8 protein-coding genes are annotated in these 9,945 nt (G+C 41.6%); 7 read left to right on the plus strand and 1 reads right to left on the minus strand.

What is annotated here, in order from left to right:
• Positions 1–46 precede the first annotated feature (46 nt).
• From ACTH6U_RS03810 to ACTH6U_RS03835, 6 genes are all read left to right on the plus strand, one after another.
• Positions 47–1,615: an acyl CoA:acetate/3-ketoacid CoA transferase gene (locus ACTH6U_RS03810; RefSeq protein ID WP_441831611.1), complete on the plus strand. Its 1,569-nt coding sequence runs from the start codon at positions 47–49 to the stop codon at positions 1,613–1,615.
• Positions 1,616–1,641: 26 nt separating this feature from the next.
• Positions 1,642–2,379, plus strand: a complete 738-nt coding sequence (gene fabG, locus ACTH6U_RS03815; protein WP_294350859.1) for a 3-oxoacyl-ACP reductase FabG — start codon at positions 1,642–1,644, stop codon at positions 2,377–2,379.
• A 9-nt stretch (positions 2,380–2,388) separates the two neighbouring features.
• The gene (locus tag ACTH6U_RS03820; RefSeq protein WP_294104015.1) at positions 2,389–3,573 is read left to right on the plus strand and encodes a thiolase family protein; all 1,185 of its coding nucleotides are present in this window, start codon (positions 2,389–2,391) and stop codon (positions 3,571–3,573) included.
• Between the two features lie 124 nt (positions 3,574–3,697).
• Positions 3,698–5,038, plus strand: coding sequence for an MFS transporter (locus ACTH6U_RS03825; protein WP_434719766.1), 1,341 nt, complete (start codon positions 3,698–3,700; stop codon positions 5,036–5,038).
• A 34-nt stretch (positions 5,039–5,072) separates the two neighbouring features.
• Positions 5,073–6,266: a glycerate kinase gene (locus ACTH6U_RS03830; RefSeq protein WP_294104012.1), complete on the plus strand. Its 1,194-nt coding sequence runs from the start codon at positions 5,073–5,075 to the stop codon at positions 6,264–6,266.
• Between the two features lie 16 nt (positions 6,267–6,282).
• Entirely contained in the window at positions 6,283–7,437 is a 1,155-nt protein-coding gene (locus ACTH6U_RS03835) for a sugar diacid recognition domain-containing protein (RefSeq protein WP_294104009.1), read from the plus strand.
• Between the two features lie 62 nt (positions 7,438–7,499).
• Here ACTH6U_RS03835 and narL read toward each other — a convergent pair whose 3' ends face one another.
• Complete coding sequence (gene narL, locus ACTH6U_RS03840) at positions 7,500–8,156, minus strand: two-component system response regulator NarL (RefSeq protein WP_294104007.1); 657 nt, start codon at positions 8,154–8,156, stop codon at positions 7,500–7,502.
• A 376-nt stretch (positions 8,157–8,532) separates the two neighbouring features.
• On the opposite strand from narL, the gene ACTH6U_RS03845 reads away from it, so the two are divergent.
• The gene (locus ACTH6U_RS03845; protein WP_441831612.1) at positions 8,533–9,930 is read left to right on the plus strand and encodes a NarK family nitrate/nitrite MFS transporter; all 1,398 of its coding nucleotides are present in this window, start codon (positions 8,533–8,535) and stop codon (positions 9,928–9,930) included.
• The last annotated feature ends 15 nt before the right edge of the window (positions 9,931–9,945 follow it).

Consider the following 9,945-nt stretch of genomic DNA (forward strand, 5'->3'; position numbering starts at 1 on the left):
CAATTAAAAGGCTATGAAATAATTAGCCTTTGGATGGGGTTTTATAATGAAAAATAAATTTATATCTAAATATGATGCCGCTAAATTAATTAATGACGGTGATACGGTTTGTACGGTTGGAATGACATTAACTAGTGCAGCGGAATCTATTTTATCGGCAATTGAGCAGCGGTTTTTATCTCAGGGTTCGCCTAAACAATTAACTTTAGTTCATGCTGCAGGGCAATGTAATCGTATTCGGGGCAATCAACATTTTGCTCATCAAGGCATGGTAAAACGCATTATTGGTTCGCATTGGGGGTTAGCCCCTCGGTGGATGCAAATGATTAATGACAATCAAGTTGAAGCTTATTGTTTGCCTCAAGGGCAAATGGTGCATTTGTATGGCGCAATGGCTGCGGGTCTACCGGGACGATTATCTAAGGTGGGATTAGGCACGTTTATCGATCCTGATCTTGAAGGTGGCAGAATGAATGCTAAGACACTGGCATTGCCTCCTTTGGTCGAGAAAGTCAATTTTAAAGGTGAGCCATGGTTATGGTATCCCGAGATTCCGCTAGATGTTGTTATTATTCGAGGAACTCATGCAGACTCAAAAGGCAATTTGACGACAGATGAGGAAGCTATGTCGTTGGAGGTTTTGCATGCAGTACTGGCAGCTAAACGATTTGGCGCAAAGGTGATTGCTCAGGTTAAATATTGTGTTGAAGACGGGACATTGCATCCTAAGCGTGTGACGGTACCGGCAAGTTTTATTGATCATATTGTTATCTGTGATAACCCCGAAGAAGATCATCGTCAATCATCAAGCTGGTTCTTTGACCCAACACTTTGCGGAGATATCCGTACCCCCGCTCAGCAAGTGGCACCATTACCCTTAGATATTCGAAAATTAATTGGTCGCATTGCGTGTCGCTATTTAACTGAAAATTGCGTAATTAATTTAGGAACTGGAATTCCAAATGATGTGATTGGCGCGATTATTCAAGAAGAGAACGTGAATCAACGTATTGATATTACCGTCGAGTCAGGTATTTGGGGAGGCGTACAAGCGGGTGGAATTGATTTTGGTATTGGTCGTAATTTGTCCGCCATGATCAGTCATCAAGATCAAATGTTGTACTACAACGGTACAGGGGTTGATGTCACTTATATGGGCGCAGGTGAAATGGACATCTATGGGCATGTTAATGCCACACTTCTCGGTAATATTTGCCCAGGAGCAGGCGGGTTTATCGATATTACCCAAAATGCACGCCACGTTATTTTCTGCTCTACCTTTACCGCAAAAGGTTTAGATATTCGTTGTGAAAATGGGCAACTCACTATATTGCGTGAAGGTGATATCAAAAAACTCGTCAGTAATGTCAGACAGATTTCATGGAATGCTGATATTGCTCGGCAGATTAACCAAACAATGCATTTCGTGACTGAACGTGCCGTTTTCACATTAGGTGAAAAAGTACCCGTATTAGTTGAAATTGCACCGGGTATTGATCTTGAGCGCGACATTCTTGCACACATGGATTTTGTACCTGAAATTTCCCCAAATTTAAAAGTGATGTCCTCTTCATTATTTGAAGAAGGCACCTTCAATCTCGCATCGTATTTATAGTTTTAATATAAAAGAGGAATTTATCCATGTTAGTTAAAGATAAAGTTGCAATCGTAACAGGTTCGGCAAGAGGAATTGGTTTTTCTATTGCTGAGGTATTGGCCGAGGAAGGCGCTAAAGTGGTTATTTCTGATTTAGCGACATCTTCGGGTGCCGAAAGTGCTAAAGAATTACAGTTAAAAGGTTATGCAGTCACTTTCATTCCTTGTGATATTTCAAAGCGCGACCAAGTGAATGCGCTGTTTGCACAAACCCAAGTACAGTTTGGGCGAATTGATGTATTGGTTAACAACGCAGGAATTAACCGTGATGGCATGCTACACAAGCTCAGCGATGATGATTGGGATTTGGTCATCGATATTAATCTAAAAGGCACATTTAACTGCATGCAAGAAGCAGCCAAATTGATGAGAGAGCAAGGTAGCGGCCGTATTGTCAATATTTCATCCGCAAGTTGGCTTGGTAATGTCGGGCAAGCTAACTATGCCGCATCTAAAGCCGGTGTTATTGGATTGACCAAAACGGCTTGCCGTGAGTTGGCTCGCAAAGGGGTGACTGTGAATGCGATTTGCCCAGGATTCATTGATACGGTGATGACGCGCGGTGTGCCTGAAAAAGTCTGGGACATCATGATCAGCAAAATTCCAGCAGGTTTTGCCGGAGATCCTCGCGATGTTGGTCAATGTGTTGCGTTTTTGGCTTCTGAAAGAGCGCGGTATATCAATGGTGAAGTGATCAATGTTGGCGGCGGAATGGTGCTCTAGGAGGAAATTATGAAACAAGCAAATGATATTGTGATTGTCAGTGGTGTTAGAACCGCGATTGGTACGATGGGTGGCAGTTTTGCGAATACGCATCAACATGATCTTGGCGCTGAAGTGATCCGTGAAGCGGTCAAAAGAGCTGGTATTGACCCTGCGGATGTTGATGAGGTGATTGTCGGTAATGTGGGGCAAATTGCAGAAAGCGGTTTCATTGCACGTATTTGCCAATTACGCGCAGGTTTGCCAAAAGAAACAACGGCATATTCAGTAAATCGTCAGTGTGGTTCAGGGTTACAGGCACTGGCTGATGGCATGATGTTACTGCAAACCGGGCAATCGAATGTGGTGGTGGCTTGTGGTACAGAAAATATGACACAGCTGCCTTATTATCTGCGCAAGGCGCGTTACGGTTACCGCATGGGTAATGATGTGCTTGAAGATGGTTTAACATCTATTCTGACATGGCCTGAAGGCCCTTATCATAATGGTATGACCGCCGAAAATGTCGCCGAACAATTTAATATTACACGAGAAGCGATGGATGATTTTGCATGGGATAGCCAGCAAAAAGCGTTAAAAGCAATTCAAGCAGGTTATTTTACGGAACAAATTCTACCTCTTGAAGTTCAAGAGGGGCGCAAAGGTAGTCGCATTTTTGATACAGATGAACACCCTCGTGATACACCAAGAGAAAAATTCGCCAAACTTCGTCCGGCTTTTAAGCAAGACGGTGTTATTACGGCGGCGAATTCGTCAGGTATTAATGATGGTGCAGCCGCGCTTGTTATGATGCGTCGTGAAGAGGCTGAGAAACGAGGGTTGAAGCCAAGAATGCGTATTGTCGATTGGGCTGTTGCCGGTTGTGATGCTGCCATTATGGGATTTGGGCCTGCGCCTGCAACTCATCGCTTGATGAAAAAACTCAATATGAATGTGAACGATATTGATTTAATTGAGCTGAATGAAGCGTTTGCCGCACAAGCGATTGCAGTAATGAATGATTTGTCATTAGACAGTTCACGAGTGAATGTTAACGGAGGTGCCATTGCATTAGGGCATCCTGTGGGCGCAAGCGGTGCAATTTTACCGGTCAAATTAATGTATGAAATGGAACGCCGTCAGGTCTCTACAGGGTTAGTGACGATGTGTATCGGTGGTGGACAAGGAATATCAATGTTGTTTGAAAAAGAATAAAAAATACGAAAAGCAAAAAGCCCGACGTGGGGCGTCGGGCTGTTGCTAACGTAATAACAACAGGTATTGGTCACATATGAAGAAGAGCCATACCTGTTTTACTTGCAACATGAGGATCTTAGCTATGTTTTCAACAAATGCAAAGTTAGATTATGCAGTACAGGGCAAAAAAACAAATTCAAAAATATATCGTAATTTAATGCCGCTACTGATATTGGCTTACATTATTAGCTTTATTGACCGTACAAATATTGGGATGGCAAAGACCGCCATGTCAATTGATTTAGGATTATCAGCCACCGCATTTGGTATTGGTGCAGGGCTTTTCTTCCTGACTTATTCGATTCTTGAGATCCCAAGTAATTTGATCATGGAAAAAGTAGGTGCGCGTTTTTGGATCACGCGGATCATGATCACTTGGGGTTTACTCTCTGCCGCGATGGCATTCGTAACCGGCCCTACCTCTTTTTATATTCTACGTTTATTACTTGGTGCTGCTGAAGCTGGCCTATATCCAGGCGTTATTTTGTATATGACTTACTGGTTTAGCCAAGAAGAGCGGGCTAAAGCGACGGGGTTATTTTTACTCGGTGTCTGTCTTGCTAACATCATTGGTGCGCCATTAAGTGGCTTATTGCTGAGTATGGATGGCATGTTAGGTTTCCATGGTTGGCAATGGATGTTCATTATTGAAGGCTTACCTGCGGTGGTTTTAGCATTCGTGGTGTGGTTTGTCTTACCGAATAAGCCAGAGGATGCAAAATGGTTAGATGATGAAGATAGGAATTATATTAAGTATAAGCATGAGCAGGATAAAAATACGACTAGTGTGAATAATAGCAAGTTTTCATTAAAAGCTGCGTTTAAAAATAAAGCTTTCATGATGATTGTGGCTATTTATTTTACCCACCAATTCTCGGTTTATGGCTTGAGTTATTTTTTACCCACTATTATTGGTGAATATGGAAAATTAACGCCAATACAAATTGGTTTATTAACCGCCATTCCTTGGATTTCCGCAGCCATTGGCGGTATTTTTATTGCAAGAAGAGCTAATACACCTCGTCGGTCATCGCGTATTTTAATTTCAGGTTATGCCATCATGGCCGTGGGCTTAACTATCGGTGCACTCGGTGGTCCGATTGTCGGGATGATTGGTTTTTGTTTAACCGCACTGATGTTCTTTGTTGTTCAATCAATTATTTTCTCTTTGCCTCCAACCTATATGAGCGGAAGTATGCTGGCCGGAAGTTTAGCTTTATTGAACTGTTTAGGGCTGTTTGGTGGTTTTCTTGGACCGTTTATTCTTGGTTTTTTCGAAGACTATACTGGAACTGCCACCTCAGGTTTATGGTTTGGTGTTGGTTTATTGGTCGTCGGGACTCTGCTTGCCTTTCGCGTAAAAACGGGTGGAATGAATACGCATGAGCAGGCTGATTTATCTGCATCGGAGCAAACTAAATAGAGATCTCACTGCCATTTATAATAGGAAAGTCTGCATGAAAATTGTTATCGCACTTGATTCCTTTAAAGGAAGTTGTTCAGCCCAGTTAGCTTGCCAGGCTGTTGCCGAGGGTTTCAAGCGTGTTACCACGGATCTGGATGTGACGTTGCTGCCTATTTCAGACGGTGGGGAAGGTTTGCTTGATTCTCTAGAACATAGCTTCATTTTATCTGGAGTGATACCTCATACATTCAGTTGTACTGGGCCTTATGGTAGTTTAGTTGATGCTAGACTCCTCGTTTTAGACGGTAAAACGGCATTTATTGAAATGGCTCAATGCTGCGGCTTAGAGTTAGTTAAAAGTGAACATCGCCAAGTAGAAAAAGCATCAACTTATGGTTTGGGTGAAATGGTTTTACACGCCCTCAATCTTGGTTGTACCCGTATTATTATGGGAATAGGAGGAAGTGCAACTAATGATGGTGGAGTCGGTTTTGCACAAGCTTTGGGCGCTCAATTCTATGGTCGTGATCAGCAAGTAATGACTCATCCTATTTGTGGTGAAGATCTGATTAATATTAAGGAAATCAGCATCGAGGAACTAGACTCACGATTAGATTCTGTTGAATTTAGCGTCTCTTGTGATGTCGAAAATCCATTGTTAGGAGACAATGGCGCCACTTACATTTATGGTCCGCAAAAAGGGGCGGATAAAGCGACGTTAGATAAACTCGAAGCGGGTATGACGCATTTTGCAGCATTGATGTTCAAAACAACGGGGAAAGATTTTTCGTTGGAGGCTGGCAGTGGTGCGGCTGGTGGACTCGGTGCGGGCTTAAAATGGTTTGTGTCCGCTCGACTCGAAAAAGGGATCGATTTAGTCTTAGATTTGCTTGGTGCAGAGTCCTATATTCAACAGGCTGATTTAGTGATTGTCGGAGAAGGGCGGCTAGATAGTCAGAGTGCAAATGGTAAAGCACCTGTGGGGGTTGCACGTATGGCAAATCATTACGGCGTGCCCACTATTGCATTATGTGGTGGATACAGTGACGATAGTCGCCTGTTATATCAACATGGTATTACTGCGATGTGGTCACTTTGTCCGGGGCCTATAACACTGGAACAAGCGATGACTAATGGAGCACGGTATTTATCTGATACAGCAGAAAATCTATTACGTACTGTCTTATCAGGTAAAGCGCTATCAAGTAAGGTATTGTTGGATACTAATAAGATAGTGAAACATTAAATGATGAGGCGATAAGATGCTACTGACGGACAAATTAGCCAATGATATTGTCACGCGTGCTATGGGAATTATCCATCACAACGTCAATGTAATTAATAGTCAGGGTGTTATTATCGCCTCCGGTGAGAAAAAGCGTATTGGTGAGACACATGAAGCGGCGGTTGAAGTCATTCGCTGTGGTAAGCGGATCACCATTTATAACGAAAATGAAGCTCGCGCTTATTCCAATGTAGCGCCGGGGATCAATCATCCTATAATTGTGGCAGATAATGTTGAGCTAGTGATAGGTGTTAGTGGCGATCCCGTTGTAATCCAGCGCTATGCGGAGCTTGCTATTCTTACCGCAGAATTATTGATACAACAAGAAGTTGAGCGCAGAAGTATTAATTGGCAGCATCGCTTACGAGATATGTTATTTGTCCAATTTATTGAGAGTGATACGCCTGTTCAAGGGCGAAGCGCATTATTAAAATTACATAATTCAGGGTTTGCATTTTTATTACCTACCATCCCCGTTATTATTAACATCGAAGCGATTCAATATCGTCCTGAAATTTTAGATTCTATTATTACTGAGCTTTCTTCAATGGAAAATAGCGATGTTTTGCTGCTTAATAGCCGTGAAATATTGATGCTTTTTCCCTCAGAGCAATATAAGCAAGAGTCGTTTATTCCTAGTTTGCATTTCATCTTAGATAGCCAATTAAGTCAGTATTACATTGGTGTTGGCGTACAAGCGGATAGTGAAGAGCATGTACGGGATGCTGTGCATTTTGCCCGCTCGGTGATTGATGTAGGACGTGTGACATTACCAGAAAAACAAGTTTTTTTATTTAAAGAGATGGCTTCATTGTGTTTGTTTAATGAATTAGAAAATAGTTATTTGTTTAATTTTTTCTTGAATATCTGTAAAAAAATCTTGTTACACGACTCAGGTGAAATACTCATTGAAACTTTAGAGTTATTTTTATTGCAAAATGGTGAAGTTGGTAGCACCGCATTACAGCTTGGTATTCATCGAAATACATTAAGTTATCGCTTACAGCAAATAAAAAAACAAACGGGTCTTGACCCGACTAAATTTACGGATTTAATTCAGCTTTCCGTTGCGATTTATGGCTATAGACGCCGATATCCTAAACAACAGCCTTGGCTAGATGCTCTGACGTAAAATACGGTGTTTTTACCCACCATTACTGAATGAAATAATATGGTGGGAGGGTTACTCAAATACTATTTTTGCTGCAATACCCAAATTGCGGCTTCAACGCGTGATTTTAAATTTAATTTTTTGAGTAGGTGTTTTACGTGCACTTTGACGGTGCTTTCTGTTATTTGTAATTTATTGGCAATCATCTTATTGGCTAATCCTTGTGCGATTAAATCTAGAATTGCAGATTCTCTTGGCGTTAATACGGGAGGATGATTGTCATGGTGATTACGGCTCTCTCTGAGAGATTCGGCAAGTACCGAAGCGAGTGTTGGGCTAATCACCATCTTTCCACTGGCGGCTTCTTTAAGTGCCATAAGAAATTTTTCAGGTTCCATATCTTTGAGTAAATAGCCATCAGCGCCTTGTTTTAAGGCGTTGACTAAATCATCACGATAATTTGATACAGTAAACAAAATAATACGACCAGAAAGTTCGCGTTTTCTTAGATTACTCAATGTTTCGAAACCATTCATTCCCGGCATATTAAGGTCAAGTAGGATAAGATCAGGATCGTGTTCTTCTGCAATTTTAATCCCCATTACGCCATCTTCTGCTTCACCAATGACTTTAAGAGTAGGTTCTAAGCTGATGAGCTGCTTGATACCATTTCTGAGCATAGGATGATCGTCAATGAGCAAAATAGTCGATTGACCGATGGGGATATTGATATTTTCCATTAATGATGACTCCAGCGCATTATTTGTTTTAACAACTCGAGTTAATTTTTTGATAAATAAATTTTGTCATTCACTCTATTTATCCTTGCGGCTATATTGTTAATGGATTAGGTCTAATTAAATATGCTACTTCGGTATTACCCCTAAATAGCTGAGTGAGTAAATAATGGAAAAACAAGAACGGTTACTCTTATTTTGAATTGTTATTTAGATTTAATATTCAATGAATTAAATCCATATACTCCTAATACCTCTCTATGGGGTGAGCTGTGTTATAGCTAAAATTCCAACTGAAAGTCTCTTGATTTAGATCAGCTTCACGGTCGCTAATTCGCCACAAACTGCCCCCAGAGAATGATATTTATTGGGGTGGTTTATGTCTCAAAGAGATAATTTAAATTTATCAACAAAGCAATCCAATACTGTTATTCAGGATTGGCGTCCTGAAGATACACAGTTTTGGCAACAGACAGGACAGAAAATAGCGAGTCGGAATCTTTGGATTTCAATTCCGAGTTTATTATTAGCTTTCTGTGTATGGATGTTATTTAGTGCAGTCGCGGTAAATTTAAATAAAGTTGGATTTAATTTTACGACCGACCAGTTATTTTTATTAACGGCACTTCCTTCTGTTTCAGGTGCGTTATTACGTGTGCCATATTCGTTTGTTATTCCTATTTTTGGTGGCCGTCGTTGGACAGCTATTAGTACCGTTTTTTTAGTGATCCCTTGTATTTGGTTGGGTTATGCGGTGCAAAATCCGACTACGTCATATCAAACTTTCGTCATTATCTCTCTTTTGTGCGGTTTTGCCGGGGCAAATTTCGCCTCAAGCATGGCAAATATTAGCTTTTTCTTTCCTAAAGCACGCCAAGGTGGCGCACTCGGTTTAAATGGTGGCCTCGGTAATTTAGGCGTTAGTGTGATGCAGTTGGTCGCTCCCTTTATTGTTGGTGTTGGCGTATTCACCTTTATGGGCGGAACAGGCACGGTTCAACCTGATGGTTCCGTATTGTGGCTAGAAAATGCGGCTTGGATCTGGGTGCCATTTTTACTGTTGTTTACCGTGATGGCTTGGTTTGGAATGAATGACTTAGCCACAAATAAAGCCTCTCTTAAAGCGCAACTTCCTGTCTTAAAACGTGGTCACTTATGGATATTGAGCTTTTTATATCTAGCCACATTCGGCTCTTTTATCGGCTTCTCTGCGGGGTTTGCGATGTTATCCAAAACACAATTCCCCGATGTCATTATTTTAAAATTCGCATTCTTTGGCCCATTCCTCGGCGCACTTGCACGTCCTGTTGGCGGCATGCTGTCTGACCGTTTTGGTGGCGTCAAAGTGACGGTAGTGAATTTTGTGGTGATGTCGATTTTCTCTGGGTTGCTGTTTTTTACTTTACCTGAGCAGGGGCAAGGCGGTTCATTCGCCGCATTCTATGGTGTGTTTATGGTGTTGTTCTTAACCGCAGGACTAGGCAGTGGCTCGACTTTCCAGATGATCGCAGTTGTTTTTCGTAAGTTAACAGTCGACAGAGTGATGTCTCAAGGTGCTACAGAGCAAGAAGCACAAAAAGAGGCGGTGACCGAAAGTGCAGCGGCGTTAGGTTTTATCTCCGCGATTGGTGCAATTGGTGGCTTTTTTATTCCTAAAGCATTTGGTACCTCGCTAACTCTGACAGGCTCACCTGCTGATGCGATGAAAGTTTTCTTTGTGTTCTATATCTCTTGTGTGTTTATCACGTGGCTGGTGTACGGACGTAAACACAAATAATAACAATCAATAAAG

This window comes from Providencia sp. (assembly GCF_052096715.1).
Classification (GTDB): Bacteria; Pseudomonadota; Gammaproteobacteria; order Enterobacterales; family Enterobacteriaceae; genus Providencia.